Below are 15,521 nucleotides of genomic sequence, written 5' to 3'. Positions count from 1 at the left end.
TTTAGAGATAAATTCAAAATATTTGGTAAGTTCTTCCAAAGGGTCATGAATGCCTTCAAATACTCCTATTCAAATGGTTTCTTAGAAGGCATTAATAATAAAATTAAAGTGATTAAACGTGTGGCCTATGGCTATCGAAACTTTCTCCTATTCAAACGACGTATCTTTTTGATTCAAAATCAAGTTTTTCAGGTTAAATAAAAAAGCGAGAGAATGTCTCCCCTCACTTCAATTAATTCTATTTCATTTTTGAGACTTTTTCATCAATATTATTGTCCATCAACACGATTTGACATAGAGCCAAAAAAAGAGTTAAGCAAAACTAGCATAACTCTTTATACAAATACTATTAAATTTTTATAAAAACTCACTATAAACGTCGTCAACTGATTTATTTTCATCGATAACAATATACAAACGATTATCTTTTGAAATTTTTGTTGTTTGATAAATGTTATCTAGTCCTTCTTGTCCTGGTGTTTCTTTGTCTTTGTATGGGAAGTAGATTAAATCACTTGTTCCATCATCAAAAACAATGTCCATTTTTTCAATATCTTGGTATTTTGTCGCACGTTCAAACATACCTGACTCTAATCCACCTAAGTTAATATCATCTGTTTGGACATGATCTGCTTCACTTAAAATCTCAATTTTAAACCCTTCACATGGTCTGATTTTTTGGAAGTCACTACCATGAATACGACCATAACTTGTTGATACTTTACTAATCCATAAATCGCCAATACATTCACGGTCTATTGTCCATGTTTCACCATTTCTAAAATAAAATTTAAAACTTGTCATTGTTTTTGCCATAAATGATCTCCTCTTTCTAATTAGAAACTTATCATATCTCTTACACGTTTATTGTAACACGGTCGTGAGCAAAAATAAACAACTTTATTAAACTTTTCACAAATTATATCTATTATTAGTTAGTACGCTCCATAAACGTTAACGAATTAACTATGACACGAGAGTGAGAACCTGTTGCAATCAACTTTTCACCATCAAACGCTTGGTAATCAAACTCAAAATGTTTTTTCTCGCATTCTTTAAGTTCTACTTTAATCGTAATCAACGCTCCAAGAGCGGAAGGTTTTAAATGTTTGATATTAATTGCTGATCCCACTGTTGTTTCGTCTTTTTCTAATTTTTTTACCACGGGATTCATACATACATTCTCAACCATGGCAATTAAACCTGGTGTTCCTAAAACAGCTAATGTGCCAGAACCAAGTTCTTTTGCAGTATATTTTTGTGTGACTTCAAACGTTGTACTAAATGTCATCCTTTATCCCACCATTTCCTTTATTTTTTCTAATAATACCTCTTTATCATTTTTCCATTGACCTTCAACTACGTGTTTTTCAGTTTGTTTTAATACTCTCCCTAACCAAGGGCCTGGCTTTTTATCCATATAAGCTAAAATATCTCGCCCAGATACTTTTAAATCTGCCATTGATTTGATTGGCAGTTGATTATATGCCTTAATTAGCTCGTCTTCGTTGTTCTCTAATCCGAAAAAGTCTCTTACTTGTTCAACTAAAGAAATCACTTCAATGCCAGCTTGATACATCTCTTTGGCACTCCACTTACTGGTTAATCGCTCGTTATAGCAATCAATTACTTTTTCAACTAAATTAGACAATCGTTTGGATGCTTTCCATTTACCGAGTAACGTCTTGGCATGCTTTTCTTCTATCGCAATTAATAAACAGCTCCAAGCTAATTCTTCACTCGTCAACAACATCTCAGGATTTTGATTAGCAAAGCTAACTAACAATTCCTTTTTATGACTAAACCCTGGACAACAGATAAAACAATTTGTTTCAACAAAAGGGATGATTCCTCTTTTTCTTTCTGCTCCCATAAGAAGTTTAACCCATTCGATATAAATTCGTTCAATCGCAATCTTTGTTAATAGTTGATGATTTTTTGAAATAGCTTCTTCCGTTTTTTCTTCTATATCAAAACTCAACTGACTCGCAAAACGCAACGCACGCATCATTCTTAGTGCGTCTTCACTAAAACGCTCATCAGGATTACCGACTGCTTTTATTTCTTTTGCATGAATGGACTCTATCCCATCAAACAAATCAATAATATTCCCTTCACGTGTCATAGCTAATGCATTCATCGTAAAATCTCGGCGTTTTAAATCCTCTTCAAGTGAACGAACAAATGTGACTGTATCTGGTCTACGATAATCTTGATAAGTTGATTCTGTTCTAAAAGTTGTAATCTCATATTGATCTTCTTCATACAACACCAATACAGTCCCATGATCGATTCCAACATCAATCGTACGAGGAAAAATTTCTTTTATCTCTTCTGGAAAAGCACTTGTAGCTATGTCAACATCATGAATTTCATGATTTAAAATCACATCTCTCACACTACCACCTACAAAGTAAGCTTCATAACCGTGCTCATTTATCTTATCTATTACTGGTAACGCTTGTTTAAATTCAATTGGTAAGTCATTTATCTTCATAATTATCTACTTTCTAATCCATACTTTTTTCCTCATCGACTCGTTCAAAGCGATGACTATCTCTAGCATAAAACTTTTTCATGTTATCTTCAAATACTTTTGTCAAATCAATGTCGAGTGAATTTGCCATAATAAGGAGAACAACTAACACATCTCCTAGTTCTTCTTCCACTGTTTTCGGTATTTCATCAGTCTTTTTGGCTTTTTCCCCGTAGTAATGATTAATTTCCCGGGCTAACTCTCCTGTTTCTTCTGTTAATCTTGCTAGTTGCGCAAGTGGTGAAAAATATCCTGCCTTAAACTGCGAGATATAATCATCCACCTCTTGTTGCATATCTGATAAATATTTTGGTTGTGTCATGTTTAACTCCTTTAAAAATGTTCTAAAATACATCTAGTTTTTGGTCCCCCTTACCTCTTGTTGACCTGCCGACACAGTGATAAGATAAACCTGAGTGCAGTAAATCTGGTTTTTTGGGGGCGTATTATGCGTATAAATAAGCAATTTTTCATTAATTGTATCATGATTTTTCTTGGAGCGAGCATTTTTAGTTTTGGTTTGGTAAATTTTAACATGGCAAACAAATTAGCAGAAGGTGGAATGACTGGTATCGCACTGATTATTTATAATTTATTTTCCATCAATCCAGCGTTAACCACGTTAGTGTTAAATGTGCCACTCATCCTAATTGGACTTAAACTTTTAGGTCTTGAGCCGTTAATTTTAACTTTAGTGGGTTCTCTCTCACTTTCTTTAAACTTATGGCTGTGGCAAAAAGTTCCGCTAGCCATTTCAGTTGATAACGACATTTTAATAGCCGCACTACTCGCAGGAATTTGTGGTGGATTTGGTAGCGGGATTGTGTACAAATATGGTGGGACAACTGGTGGGACAGATATTATCGCCCGAATCATTGAACGCAGATTTGGTATGACGATTGGCCGATCTCTCTTTACTTTAGACGTCGTAGTTCTTCTTCTTTCTTTGACTTACTTGTCGTTAAAAGAAATGATGTATACACTAATTACCGTTTTTGTTTTTAGTCGAGTCGTTGATTTTGTCCAAGACGCGTCATATGGTGCCAAAGGAGTGTTCATTGTTTCTGATCATGACCGAGAAATTGGTGAGCGAATTATGTCCGAATTAGAACGTGGTGTGACGTATATCAATAGCGAAGGTGGTTTTTCTAAGGAAAGTCGTCAGATGGTCTATTGTGTGGCAAGTATTAGTGAAATGAGCCGTATAAAAGAAATAAGTTACGAAATCGACCCACGAGCTTTTATGACCTTCTTTAATATTAATGAAGTGACAGGTGAAGGCTTTACATATAAAGAATTACAAGAAATACATGAACAAGCAAAAAAAACAAAAGTGAGCTAATCATCACTTTTGTTTTTTTCTTTTTGGTATTCAATTGACCAATAAACAAACTCTTCTTCATTCCCAGAATCGATGGCATGATTTAGCTTATCTAGTATGCAATTTAATTTTTCTTGATATTGTTTTTCTTCAAAATCACGTAATACTTTCTCGAACATCTCGTCAGATATGGTATCAAATGCACTTAAAAATGGATTTTCTTCCAATACTAACTGATACTGTTGATTAAAATCACGGCCACTAAATCGAACTTCTAAAAATAATGGTTCTTTGTATTTCATCCTGATGTCATGAAATATTTGTTGTGCGTCACCAAATGGATGATTCTCCTTATATAAAACTAAGCCTTCTTCTGTTTCTGAATTATCTGAAACAATCAGTCCTCTAGGCGTTTTATCCGCTTTTTCTACTATATGCACTCGGTTTAAAATCGCATCATGATTTAATAAATAATTTAAAATCCAATAAGCCTCTTTCTCTTTTAACGTAATGGTTTCAATCAACCACGTCACAAATGCTCGTTTGTCCTCTAAATTAGCCATAGACACACTACTCTTCTAACATAGAGACAATCATCAAGTCATCTGGAACCATCCTCAAATAACTCGTCAAGACCTCACGTGACTTATCTAGTTGTCCTTCTTCTCTTAAAAATAATCCATAATCTTTTAAGAAGTCTGCGTCGATGTCTAAATATGAAGAGGCTAATTCATAATATTTTTTCGCATCGGCATATTCTTCCAATCCATTATAGGCTTGAGCTAAATACCAATAAGCTTCACCTTGATCTAAAATATCTAATGAAGAAACTAAATGAATGGTTTCTTCGAATTCTTCTTCTTTTAAGAATAATTCTGCTAGTTTTAATTTTGAAATATCACTGTCTAACTCTAAAGAAATGACTTCTTCCAAATACATTTTTGCTTGGTCTTTTTGATTTAATTGATACGACGCTTCTGAAGCTAAATGATAAACAGACACATCATACGGATTCACATGAATTCCTTTTTCTGCTAATTCAAGTGCTTCGTCATATCGTCCTTCATCAAATAAAATTTGAGAAAGCGGGTAATACACTTGGTTGAATTCTGAATTCATCTCACTTACTTTCGTTAATAACTCAATGCTTCGCTCATTTTCACGAATTTGATAATAACATAAAGCCAACTGAAATAATCGCTCAACTGTTTCGTCTTGTTTAATCGCAGACTCTAAAAACTCAACCGCTTGCTCATACTCACCAATTCGTGAGAGTGACACGCCTATACGCTCATCTAAGTCGATTGGCGACTCAAAGGTAGGATACGTTGTTTTAATCTCTTCATACGCTGCAATCGCTTTTGTGTAACTTTCAGTCGCAAAGAATAACTCACCTAATGCCAAATCAATTAATGGTTCTTGTGGCAAAATTTGTTTGGCTTCTTTTAATTTCTGTTCACTGACTTCTGGTATTTCCATCATCTGATAAATATCAGCTAATGTTAAGAGACTTTGCGCGTATAAATCACTGCTTGGTTTAATTTGCTCTAACCACTCAAATGCTTCTTCTAACTTGTCTTCCTCAATCGCAATTTCCCCTAATGAAATTTTTAAACTGTCCTCATCAGGATAAAGGGTTAATAAATCTTTAAACAATGTAGTTGCTTCTTCTAAAAATCCTAATTGATATAAATTATCTGCAAGTTGCAATTTTTCTTCAGGCAAATCATGTGATAATGCCTCATTAAAATAGACCGTTGCTTGTGCCAAGTCTCCTGAAGACAAGGCTTCTAACATTTGTTTACTGTATGACATAACTTTTTCTCCTTAAACTCTCGTAATCTTATTTTTTCTGAAAAATTGAGACAATGGCTATAATGATAATGGCACCAAGAATAGATGGGACAAGGGCCATACCAGCAAGTTGCCCACCCCAGTCATCACCAAACATCTTTTGTCCAATAGCTGAACCTAGTAAGCCTGCTACCAGATTAAATAAACACCCTTGAGAATCTTTTTTTCCGGTTATCATGGTCGCAACCGCACCAATAATACTTCCAACGATTATGACTGCTATCCAATGCATATTAATCACCCTTATTTTATTATTCTTATCTATTCTAATCCATTTTTATGTTTTTTCCTAGAAATACCTATAACTTTATAAAAAAAAGCAAGCACCGAAACATCGGTACTTGCTTTAAAATGTTCTATTTAACTGCATCTTTTAATGCTTTACCTGGTTTGAATGCAGGTACTTTACTTGCAGCGATTTGAATTTCTTCACCTGTTTGTGGGTTACGTCCTTTACGGGCAGCTCTTTCACGAACTTCGAAGTTTCCGAATCCGATTAATTGAACTTTTTCACCTTCAGATAAAAATTCTTGGATTGAAGTAAATACAGCGTCTACTGATGCTGTTGCATCTTTTTTAGTTAATCCTGTTGCTTCTGCAACTTTTTCGATTAATTCTGCTTTGTTTGCCATTTCTAATTTCACCTCCTCGAAAAAGATTCGATGTTTACGTGACATCATTTTCTAAATCATCCATTTTGAAAAATCAATATGTATGAGTAGAAATATTCAAATACAATATTTCTTAAACAAAGATACCACAAGAACATTGATTTAGCAAGGTTATTAAATGAAATCCTCAATAATTTAGGCATTTCATCGATTTTTTGCCAAAATAAATAATGTATGTTAAAATTAGCTATTTTCGTCGTCTTGCAATAATGCGAATTGGCGTCCCTTCAAACTCAAATGCACGTCTAATCTGATTTTCTAAGAATCTAGCATAAGAAAAATGCATCATCTCTTCTTCGTTAACAAACACTACAAATGTTGGTGGTTTGATTGCTACTTGAGTGGCGTAGAAAATCTTCAAACGTTTCCCTTTATCAGTTGGTGTTGGGTTAATTGCCACAGCATCCATAATCACATCATTTAAAATAGATGATGGAATACGTAATGTTTGATTTTGGCTTACTGTCTCGATAATTTCAGGTAATTGATGCAAACGTTGTTTTGTCTTCGCTGAAACGTACACAATTGGAGCATAATCTAGGTATCTAAATTCAGAGCGAATGTCTTCTTCGAACTCTTTCATTGTATGATTATCTTTATCTAATGTATCCCATTTATTTACAACAATCACAATACCTTTTCCTGCATCATGAGCAAATCCGGCAATTCGTTTGTCATACTCACGAATCCCTTCTTCAGCATTTAACACAACTAATACCACATCAGAACGATCTATTGCTCGCATTGCACGCATCGCACTATATTTTTCTGTGTTCTCGTAGACTTTTCCTTTTTTTCTCATACCAGCTGTATCAATCATAATAAACTCTTGGCCTGTATTTGAGACAAATGATGTATCAATCGCATCACGAGTAGTTCCAGCGACATTTGACACAATCACTCGATCTTCACCTAACATGGCATTAATCAGAGAAGATTTCCCAACATTTGGTCGTCCGATTAAACTAAAACGAATGATATCATCTTCCTCTTCCGCTTCAACTGGTTTGAAATGTTTGATAGCTTCATCTAACACATCACCCAAACCAATACCGTGACTTCCTGATACAGGGATTGGATCACCTAAACCTAGTGAATAAAACTCATAAATATCACTACGCATTTCAGGGTTATCCACTTTATTAACTGCTAAAATGACTGGTTTATCACTTTTATATAAAATTCTCGCCACGTACTCATCAGCATCTGTGACACCTTCACGACCACTTGTCACTAAAACAATCACATCTGCTTCTTCAATAGCTATTTGAGCTTGGTGTTTAATTTGATCCATAAAAGGCTCATCACTCATCTCGATTCCACCAGTATCAATAATGCTAAATTCACGTCCCAACCATTCAGAATGGGCATAAATTCTATCACGTGTGACACCAGGAACATCTTCCACGATAGAAATTCTCTCTCCAGCCATACGATTGAACAGAGTTGATTTTCCAACGTTTGGACGTCCAACAATCGCTAGTGTAGGGATTGACATAGTCATTCCTCCTTTATCCTTTTACTTTTTTTATCCTTATGTAGTTTACCCCGAAGGCTGACTTGGTGCAAGATAAATGTCAAATAATTCATAAAAAAAGTCAGCCGTTAAGCTGACTTTTCATTATTTACCTGTTAAATCTTCACCTAACACATCGCCTAAAGTAAAGCCTGTTGATTCTTCTGGCATAACGTAATCGTCTTCTTCAACGACTACTTCATCTTCTTTTTCTTGTAGAGCTTTAATACTTAAACCAATACGTTTATTTTCTTTAGATACGTCTAACACTTTCACTTGTATCACGTCACCTTCATTTAATTCTTCATGAGGTGTGGCAATGTGTTTGTGTGAGATTTGAGAAATATGTACTAACCCTTCAACTCCAGGTAGTACTTCAACAAACGCACCAAAATCTGTTAAGCGTTTCACTGTTCCTTCTAATACAGAACCAGCACTTGCTTTTGTTTCGATATCATCCCATGGTCCTGCTAATGTTTCTTTGATTGACAATGACACACGTTCTTTTTCTGGGTCAACACTTAATACTTTAACTGTTACTTCGTCACCTGAGTTTAAAACATCAGAAGGTTTTGATACGTGAGCATGTGAAATTTCAGAAACGTGAACTAATCCATCCACGCCACCTAAGTCAACAAATGCACCAAAATCTGTTAAACGAGCGACTTTACCAGTCACCACGTCACCTGCAACTAATTTTCCAAATACTTCTTCTTTTGCTTTTGCTTTTTCAGCTTCTAAAAGGGCACGACGAGATAAAATTAAGCGATTTTCTGATGGTTCGATTTCGATAATTTTAAATGTTAATGTTTGGCCTTTAAACTCAGAAAAGTCTGAGATGAAGTGATCAGATACCATTGATGCTGGAACAAATCCACGCACACCAACGTCAACAACTAATCCACCTTTCACTACATCAGTGACAGGTCCTTCAATTACTTCGCCAGCTTTGAATTTATCTTCGATTTCTTGCCATACTTTACGTGCATCTAAGCGACGTTTAGACAATAAATAACTTCCATTTTCTTTGTCTTTTCCAATTTCTGAAATGACAACTAAATCAATCACATCTCCAATTGATACAACGTCTGTGACATTTTCAACTGGAATAGTTGATAATTCTTTTAAAGGAATCACTCCTTCAACTCCTGCACCAATAATACCAACAACTGCTTGTTTGTTATCATCGACTGCTAAGATTTCACCTTGAACTATATCGCCAACCTTTACTTCTTGAACACTTTCGATTGCATCTAACATTGTTTCATCTGACATAATATCCTTATCCTCCTAAGCAACACTTACTTGATTTTTCACTACATACTTATATTCTACCTAAAACAAAAACACTTTACTAGTATTATCTATCCGATTTGAGCTTAAATTACTTTTTTTAGTTCATTTTCTATGACATTTACGACTTCTTCGATAGATAATCCTGTTGTATCAACCTTTATAGCATCACTTGCTTGAACGAGTGGCGACTCTTTTCGATGTGAGTCATAATAGTCCCTATCTTCAATTTCTTTTTGTAACTCATCAAGGCTTGTCATAATCCCTTTTTCGATGTTTTCTTTGTATCGTCTTTCTGCACGCTCTTTGACACTGGCGACTAAAAATATTTTTAAATCAGCATTAGGCAACACAACGGTGCCAATATCTCGTCCATCCATCACAATATTTTGTGAATTAGAAATCGCTTTTTGACGATTAACTAATTCTTCTCTGATTTCTTTGATGGCGGCAACTTTTGAGACATGATTTGTCACGTCTGGCATACGAATATCATTTGTTACATCAATACCATTAGCATAAACATGCTGTAATCCGTCAACATAGTCAAATGTCATCACTAAATTATCTAATTCTTTAACTAACTCGCTTGGTTGATCTAAACTAAGATTATTTTCTAATGCAAACAACGTAACGACACGATACATTGCCCCCGTATCACAATATATATAACCCATTTTTTTTGCCAAAATTTTAGCAACGGTACTTTTTCCAGCAGAAGCCGGACCATCAATTGCCACTTGAACATATTTACTCATCTAATTTATTCCTCTTCCTATCTACATAATCAAAAAGTCGTCCTAAGACGACTTTTATGATGGTTATTGGACTCTAATTGGTTGTCCTGGTTGAACGTTTTCCGGTGTTACTCCTGGGTTTAGTTGGTATAATTGGTCTAACGTAATCCCCGCTTCTTGAGAGATTTTCCATAGAGAACGCGTGCTGTCTCCTTGACCATATGCTACTGTTGACCCACCCGGGTTTTGTGTTTGATTTTGCGATTGATCTTGTGCATTCGTTTGACCACTTTGATTTTGTTCAGTTCCATTTTGGGCTACTTGACCTCGTGTTGACGGATCATTTTTTGGAACTTCTACATCAGAAAATGACTCTGTCGTACTTGGCGTTGTAGATGAAGAAGTCGCTGTTGAAGAACTAGACTCTTTCGTTGATGATTCTTCTTTAGTTGAACTACTAATTGTAGTAGTAGAACTTGATGTTGCCACTGTTTTGCCAGCGTTTAAATTACCGCTCATTTGTGAATAAAGAATCGCACCTGTTGGAATCAATACAATTAAAAATAAGATGACAATGATGCTCACGATAAACCATGTTCTTTTTTCTGATTTTGAACGTCTATTGGTCCTTGAGCCATCATCTTCATAAATTTCTTGATCCCAATTTTCATCTAAATTTTCTTTGTTGTCATTATTATTTAAATTATTATCACTCAAAAATAATACCTCCTCAAAATATCTGAAACCATTTTATCATAGTTATCATTATATGTCGCTTGAAACACCTAAAAAAAACATTTTTTCTAATTTATCTTTTACATTTAAAGACGTTTCAACTCTTTTTTGACTAACTTTATCTATATTAACTTCTGGTCTTTCTGTTTGACAAATATGACAACAACATGTTAAATCCCCTGATTTACTTTCACCGAAATAGTGTTGTATTATATCACGTTTACACTCACTACTTTGACAGTATTCAATCATTTTATAAAGCTTTAACTCTCGTTGCCTTTTTTTTGTCATCAATGTTTGTTTATAATCTTCCCAAGTTGTTTGATTTTCTTCGATTTGTTGTAACCATTTTTTTTGCGTTTTTGTCATTACCTCAGAAAATTTTTGCCTATCAATTTGTGACTTGTTTTCTAAGAAAAGTAAATCTTGTTTTTCTTGATGCGTTTGCTCTTGCAAGAAGAAATGTATGTTCTCATCACCTGATTGGTATAGCACAATCGACAAACTTTGTTTTCCATCACGACCTGCTCGACCAGACTCTTGAACAAAATCTTCCAAACTATTTGGTAAGTGGTAATGAATAACAAAGCGAATATTTCCTTTATTAATTCCCATACCAAACGCACTTGTTGCACATAAAATCCGGATGTTATCATGAATAAACTGCTCCTGAATTCTGATTCTATCCTCACTCGACATATCTGAATGATAACTCTGAACAGTATAAGGTAAGCATTTATTCAGATATTGAGAGACGCGATCGGCTTCTTTTTTACTAGAAAAATAAATAATCCCCGGCACTTCTTTTTCCATTAAAAAGTCTTCTAAGTAACTTAATTTATCATCCGTTTCAACAACATCATAATAAATATTTTCACGGTTAACGGATTGAGTAACCTCGACAAATGTTTCTGATTCAAATAACTGTTGTGCGATATCACATTTTACGTCTTCAGTTGCTGTCGCCGTTAAAGCTAACGTTAAAGGGTTTCCTAATCGTTGCTTAATATCTTTTAAAGCCAGATAACTCGGTCTAAAGTCATGCCCCCACTGAGAAATACAATGTGCTTCATCGACTACAAACAAACTAATCGTTAGCTTTTCAAAATAGGACAATACCTCTTCTTGACTCAACGCTTCTGGACTAATAAAAATAAACCGATACTGGTTGAGTCGATTTAATACAAATCGGCGCGAACGTTTTTCTAATAGACTATTAATCGCGATAACCGATTTTTCACCTTTTCGTCTTAGTAAGGACACTTGATCTTCCATCAATGAAATAAGTGGTGACACAATCACCGTCTGTCCTTTATTTACATAATAACTAGGAAATTGATAGCACAATGATTTCCCTGCACCTGTTGGCAAAATCGATAAAACAGATTTCCCCTCTACAATAGATTGAATCGTTTCTTTTTGACCCTTGCGAAACGTGTCAAATTGGAATCTTTGTTTAAGAAAGGTCTCTAACATCATTTTTCACCTCATATTGTCACGTAAATAAAATTGATAAAATTTAAATTCATAAAACGTTAATTCAGGAATATCTCGTACAACCACAGAATATTTCCACATTTTATATTCAGGGTACTTTAAGCTATAGTTATTTAGTTTTTCTTTCAAAGAGGGGGTTAAATATGTCATTAACTGAGAACTAGGTTGTTTCATATGTATTTCAATAAAATGATCTGTTATCGTACTTGGTTTTAATCGTCTCATATGTGCCACTTCTTCTATTGAATACCCTTTTTCCAATAAACGTCGAGTTAAATCTACCGTGTCCTGTTCTTCTTGCTTTTTTATGTCTTTTATAATAGATAAAAACAATGGATACTGATCTGGTTCTTGATATACCAACTCTAACAACAGGTGTATGGCACTTTTATGATGCAAATAATAATACAACAGACCTTTATCAGATTGCTGTGACAATTGAGAGATTGTATACCCAATCACCCCATCACCTACTAATTGAGACACTAATATTTCCTGTTCTTCTATTGGTAAATATGAAAGAACAGTTTGCCATTCATTAAAAAAATCATGCACCAAATGTGGTCCATCAACTTGAACCAACCATTGTTTCAGTTGTAATTGATGAACGGGATTATTATCAATAGGAATGTAATCTGAATTACGGTGACTTTTATAACTAATGACTTGAGAGATAAACAATAAACGCAACCAAAAAGCATCATCCACTTTGTCATAATCAAACGACTGAAGTGTCAGCCTAGAAAATTCTAGCGTTGTTATTTTTTCTTTACCTTTAGCAGTTAATGTTACAAGTTGGTCCTCTACTTCTTCTAAGTAATCATTAGAGATCAGCATCAATATATATGCATTATATTGCTCTTTGGTTAATTTCGGAAATAAATTGAAGTAGTTTAATATTCCATGCAACCTCCCATAGCTTAAAACAGATGTTGTTTTCTTACCTTTTAAAAGATGATATAATGTGGAATGACGCATGACATCACCTGAATGAAAAAAATATAATATCATATCTTCTATGAACAAACACTACCACCTCGAAGGAGTTTTTATATGCTATGTAAAATTATACCAGAAAAATGTATTGCTTGTGGCTTATGCCAAATAAAAGCACCAGAACTATTTGACTATCATGATAATGGTCTAGTTAAATTTAAAGACTCAAATAAACTAGAAGAACATTTTTCTGAACCAATTGCTGATACATTACTTGAAGCTTATCAAAAATGCCCCACAAGAGCTATTGAATTAAAAAAATAATCTATAAGCCTTCGTATTGAAAGCTTATAGATTTTTTTATTGTAAAACATTCAACACCTCATTAGCAACTAACTCACTAAATTTTTCTCCGCCTTCTGGTACTAAATGGATGCCGTCTTCGTCAAACCATTCTCTATGGCCAACAGCATAGCTTTTCCAATCTATCAAGTGTGCATTTTTATACTTCTTAGTTGACTTAGCTAATGTACCATTCACCGAAGCTTGCCAAGGTCTATCAACTAAAGTATTAACAAAGAAAACTTGTCTGTCACCAATTGTTTGCATTATTTTATCAATATCACTTTCTTTAAAACTACCATTTGTTCCTAATACAACTAAAACCACATCACCTAGTTGTTTGTCTTTATCCAACTTATCAAATACTTTCTGACTATCTACTAACTGTCTTCCTACTTCAGCATCAATGTGGCTGTGTGGAAAATACGTTTGAAGTTCAGGTGCAGCACTTAGTAACACAGAGTCTCCAATCGCTCCAAGAGATACTTTCGCAATTTTCTCTTTTTGACTTGGACTTAAATCACTCGCTTCTTCCTTAGACGATTCCGTCGTACTTGATGTTGTCGTTTCCTGAGTCGTTGAAGACGTTGTGTTTGTCGACCCGCTCGTTTTTTTCGGTTCACTGGATGAGCTGGTAAGTTGTTTATTATGTTGCTCTACTGCTTGTTTATTTTTTTCTAATTTTTTTTGTAATGCAACAGCCGAATCCATCTTACCAGACGGGGATACGGCAACTCCATAAATAAACGTCCCTAGGAATAGTAAAAAAATAACTAGAGCTGGAATATTTTTTTGGAAATAAGATTTACCGATTACCCACAGTTCTTTCACATTACCCATGCGTCTAATTTTATTGATTAAACGACAGGTTAATTCTGATAATACGCCGATTATAGTAAGTTGAATGACTCCGTGTAATAAAGCATTTGTTCCATCCCATTTTAATTGGTCTGTATAAACAACCATAACCGGTAATTGCCACAGATAAATCTCATAACTTCTTGAGCCTATCCAACGTATAATGGGGTTAGTCAATGCCCCACTAAATTTTTCTTCTTCTATAACTAAGCCTAACACAACCATTGATATCACACTAAATAAGAACATCCCACCACGATAAACAAAGAAACCACTATCTGAAAATAGGAATAAAGACCCTATTATTAAAACTAATCCTACAATAAACGTTGTTAGCTTTTTCCAGAAATCAATTGATTCAATTTGTTCACGGTAAATGCGTAAAATAAACGCAAGAGAAGACCCCATCATCACTGAAAATAGTCGCGTATCAGTTCCGTAATAAATTCGATTGATTGACTCCGGCGTGTAAAACGCCATCATCAATACCGCGGACAAGCCCGTAATAAATAAAATAATCTGATTAATTTTTTTATAATCTTTCAATTTATAAAGTAAGATAGCTAAAATAATCGGCCACACTATATAAAACTGACCTTCAATAGACAACGACCATAAATGGGTAAATGGCGATTCGTTTGAAAAACGATCAAAATAGGAAAACCCATTGGCAATCTGCCACCAATTATTCACATTAAATATGCTGGAAGTTATAATTTCTTTAAAATTTAATAGATATTTTTTTGATATAAATGGAAATATACTCCCAGTCACGATAAATAAAACAAGCAACGAAGGATAAATACGTTTCACTCGCCTAAAGTAAAAGTCCCGTATTTTAATTTTTTGTCTTTTTTCCCATTCAAATAGGAGTATATCCGTCATTAAATAACCCGATATGACAAAAAATAAAGGAACTCCTAAAAACCCACCAGGCACCGATTGTGGCATCAAATGGTATAAGATTACCCCGATGACTGCAATTGCTCGTAAGCCGTCAATCCCTTTGATGTATTTTCTTTTGTGCATTTTTATACTCCTCTATAATAAAACAATATATAACATATATTAAATTAAGTTTACAAATATTTCAAACATATTTATCCAACTTTTATATTTTCTTATGAATTATTTGATTTAAAAAAAAACAACCAAAAACTGGTTGTTTTTTGTGGCTCTATAATTTCTACTGTTGGTAACGAAAGTTACCAGCAGTTTTTAGTAC

General features: G+C 34.3%; 17 protein-coding genes and 1 pseudogene. 3 read left to right on the top strand and 15 right to left on the bottom strand.

Translation table 11 applies throughout. The features are described 5' to 3' along the window. Positions 1 to 12: 12 nt before the first annotated feature. Positions 13 to 201 (top strand): annotated as a pseudogene (locus tag DW196_RS00090) (transposase); the annotation flags it as partial. A 156-nt stretch (positions 202 to 357) separates the two neighbouring features. On the opposite strand, the gene DW196_RS00085 reads toward DW196_RS00090, so the two are convergent. The 4 genes from DW196_RS00085 to DW196_RS00070 all read right to left on the bottom strand — a co-directional run bounded on the left by DW196_RS00085 (position 358) and on the right by DW196_RS00070 (position 2,858). Beyond that, positions 358 to 816 carry a hypothetical protein gene (locus tag DW196_RS00085; RefSeq protein WP_071457037.1) on the bottom strand — a complete coding sequence of 153 codons (459 nt, stop codon included), beginning with the start codon at positions 814 to 816 and terminating at the stop codon, positions 358 to 360. Between the two features lie 115 nt (positions 817 to 931). Further along, positions 932 to 1,291 (bottom strand): thioesterase family protein, encoded by a 360-nt coding sequence (locus DW196_RS00080; protein ID WP_118249493.1) that lies wholly within the window; start codon positions 1,289 to 1,291, stop codon positions 932 to 934. 3 nt (positions 1,292 to 1,294) lie between these two features. Then, positions 1,295 to 2,497, bottom strand: a complete 1,203-nt coding sequence (locus DW196_RS00075) for a CCA tRNA nucleotidyltransferase (RefSeq protein WP_118249492.1) — start codon at positions 2,495 to 2,497, stop codon at positions 1,295 to 1,297. A gap of 13 nt (positions 2,498 to 2,510) precedes the next feature. Next, on the bottom strand, positions 2,511 to 2,858 hold the full coding sequence (locus tag DW196_RS00070; protein WP_071457848.1) for a nucleotide pyrophosphohydrolase: 348 nt from the start codon (positions 2,856 to 2,858) through the stop codon (positions 2,511 to 2,513). A gap of 126 nt (positions 2,859 to 2,984) precedes the next feature. Here DW196_RS00070 and DW196_RS00065 point away from each other — a divergent pair, with 126 nt between their 5' ends. Beyond that, positions 2,985 to 3,878: a YitT family protein gene (locus tag DW196_RS00065; protein WP_118249491.1), complete on the top strand. Its 894-nt coding sequence runs from the start codon at positions 2,985 to 2,987 to the stop codon at positions 3,876 to 3,878. Here the strand turns inward: DW196_RS00065 and DW196_RS00060 are convergent. The 10 genes from DW196_RS00060 to DW196_RS00015 form a co-directional block, all read right to left on the bottom strand. Next, a complete protein-coding gene (locus tag DW196_RS00060) occupies positions 3,875 to 4,420 on the bottom strand; it encodes a YpiB family protein (protein ID WP_118249490.1) in 546 nt (181 codons plus the stop codon). The two genes, DW196_RS00065 and DW196_RS00060, sit on opposite strands and share 4 nt — an antisense overlap. Before the next feature lie 7 nt (positions 4,421 to 4,427). Then, the gene (locus tag DW196_RS00055) at positions 4,428 to 5,672 is read right to left on the bottom strand and encodes a lipopolysaccharide assembly protein LapB (protein ID WP_118249489.1); all 1,245 of its coding nucleotides are present in this window, start codon (positions 5,670 to 5,672) and stop codon (positions 4,428 to 4,430) included. Between the two features lie 28 nt (positions 5,673 to 5,700). Beyond that, entirely contained in the window at positions 5,701 to 5,943 is a 243-nt protein-coding gene (locus DW196_RS00050) for a GlsB/YeaQ/YmgE family stress response membrane protein (RefSeq protein ID WP_071457043.1), read from the bottom strand. Positions 5,944 to 6,067: 124 nt separating this feature from the next. Continuing rightward, positions 6,068 to 6,343, bottom strand: a complete 276-nt coding sequence (locus DW196_RS00045; protein ID WP_071457044.1) for an HU family DNA-binding protein — start codon at positions 6,341 to 6,343, stop codon at positions 6,068 to 6,070. Between the two features lie 226 nt (positions 6,344 to 6,569). Continuing rightward, entirely contained in the window at positions 6,570 to 7,880 is a 1,311-nt protein-coding gene (der, locus tag DW196_RS00040) for a ribosome biogenesis GTPase Der (RefSeq protein ID WP_118249488.1), read from the bottom strand. 123 nt (positions 7,881 to 8,003) lie between these two features. Beyond that, positions 8,004 to 9,173 carry a 30S ribosomal protein S1 gene (rpsA, locus tag DW196_RS00035; protein WP_118249487.1) on the bottom strand — a complete coding sequence of 390 codons (1,170 nt, stop codon included), beginning with the start codon at positions 9,171 to 9,173 and terminating at the stop codon, positions 8,004 to 8,006. Between the two features lie 104 nt (positions 9,174 to 9,277). Beyond that, positions 9,278 to 9,949 carry a (d)CMP kinase gene (gene cmk / locus DW196_RS00030; protein WP_079344921.1) on the bottom strand — a complete coding sequence of 224 codons (672 nt, stop codon included), beginning with the start codon at positions 9,947 to 9,949 and terminating at the stop codon, positions 9,278 to 9,280. A gap of 63 nt (positions 9,950 to 10,012) precedes the next feature. Next, positions 10,013 to 10,645, bottom strand: coding sequence for a LysM domain-containing protein (locus DW196_RS00025; RefSeq protein ID WP_118249486.1), 633 nt, complete (start codon positions 10,643 to 10,645; stop codon positions 10,013 to 10,015). A 48-nt stretch (positions 10,646 to 10,693) separates the two neighbouring features. Beyond that, positions 10,694 to 12,142: an ATP-dependent DNA helicase RecQ gene (locus tag DW196_RS00020; protein WP_118249485.1), complete on the bottom strand. Its 1,449-nt coding sequence runs from the start codon at positions 12,140 to 12,142 to the stop codon at positions 10,694 to 10,696. Positions 12,143 to 12,145: 3 nt separating this feature from the next. Further along, the gene (locus DW196_RS00015) at positions 12,146 to 13,186 is read right to left on the bottom strand and encodes a helix-turn-helix domain-containing protein (RefSeq protein ID WP_118249484.1); all 1,041 of its coding nucleotides are present in this window, start codon (positions 13,184 to 13,186) and stop codon (positions 12,146 to 12,148) included. 27 nt (positions 13,187 to 13,213) lie between these two features. On the opposite strand from DW196_RS00015, the gene DW196_RS00010 reads away from it, so the two are divergent. Beyond that, positions 13,214 to 13,420, top strand: coding sequence for a ferredoxin (locus DW196_RS00010; RefSeq protein ID WP_118249483.1), 207 nt, complete (start codon positions 13,214 to 13,216; stop codon positions 13,418 to 13,420). Positions 13,421 to 13,456: 36 nt separating this feature from the next. On the opposite strand, the gene DW196_RS00005 is transcribed toward DW196_RS00010, so the two are convergent. Then, positions 13,457 to 15,325, bottom strand: a complete 1,869-nt coding sequence (locus DW196_RS00005; protein ID WP_118249482.1) for an acyltransferase family protein — start codon at positions 15,323 to 15,325, stop codon at positions 13,457 to 13,459. Positions 15,326 to 15,521: the final 196 nt, after the last annotated feature.

The organism is Vagococcus sp. AM17-17 (assembly GCF_003471765.1).
GTDB lineage: Bacteria > Bacillota > Bacilli > Lactobacillales > Vagococcaceae > Vagococcus > Vagococcus teuberi.
The sequence above is the reverse complement of the archived record's forward strand: the minus strand, read 5'-3'. Positions and strand labels throughout refer to the sequence as shown.

Bases quoted from the DNA above. Each gene is read 5' to 3' on its own strand.
- cmk (WP_079344921.1), bottom strand. From the start codon at position 9,949: ATGAGTAAATATGTTCAAGTGGCAATTGATGGTCCGGCTTCTGCTGGA.
- DW196_RS00070 (WP_071457848.1), bottom strand. From the start codon at position 2,858: ATGACACAACCAAAATATTTATCAGATATGCAACAAGAGGTGGATGAT.
- DW196_RS00050 (WP_071457043.1), bottom strand. From the start codon at position 5,943: ATGCATTGGATAGCAGTCATAATCGTTGGAAGTATTATTGGTGCGGTT.
- DW196_RS00065 (WP_118249491.1), top strand. From the start codon at position 2,985: ATGCGTATAAATAAGCAATTTTTCATTAATTGTATCATGATTTTTCTT.
- DW196_RS00055 (WP_118249489.1), bottom strand. From the start codon at position 5,672: ATGTCATACAGTAAACAAATGTTAGAAGCCTTGTCTTCAGGAGACTTG.
- DW196_RS00020 (WP_118249485.1), bottom strand. From the start codon at position 12,142: ATGATGTTAGAGACCTTTCTTAAACAAAGATTCCAATTTGACACGTTT.
- DW196_RS00010 (WP_118249483.1), top strand. From the start codon at position 13,214: ATGCTATGTAAAATTATACCAGAAAAATGTATTGCTTGTGGCTTATGC.
- rpsA (WP_118249487.1), bottom strand. From the start codon at position 9,173: ATGTCAGATGAAACAATGTTAGATGCAATCGAAAGTGTTCAAGAAGTA.
- DW196_RS00045 (WP_071457044.1), bottom strand. From the start codon at position 6,343: ATGGCAAACAAAGCAGAATTAATCGAAAAAGTTGCAGAAGCAACAGGA.
- DW196_RS00085 (WP_071457037.1), bottom strand. From the start codon at position 816: ATGGCAAAAACAATGACAAGTTTTAAATTTTATTTTAGAAATGGTGAA.
- DW196_RS00075 (WP_118249492.1), bottom strand. From the start codon at position 2,497: ATGAAGATAAATGACTTACCAATTGAATTTAAACAAGCGTTACCAGTA.
- DW196_RS00080 (WP_118249493.1), bottom strand. From the start codon at position 1,291: ATGACATTTAGTACAACGTTTGAAGTCACACAAAAATATACTGCAAAA.
- DW196_RS00005 (WP_118249482.1), bottom strand. From the start codon at position 15,325: ATGCACAAAAGAAAATACATCAAAGGGATTGACGGCTTACGAGCAATT.
- DW196_RS00060 (WP_118249490.1), bottom strand. From the start codon at position 4,420: ATGGCTAATTTAGAGGACAAACGAGCATTTGTGACGTGGTTGATTGAA.
- der (WP_118249488.1), bottom strand. From the start codon at position 7,880: ATGTCAATCCCTACACTAGCGATTGTTGGACGTCCAAACGTTGGAAAA.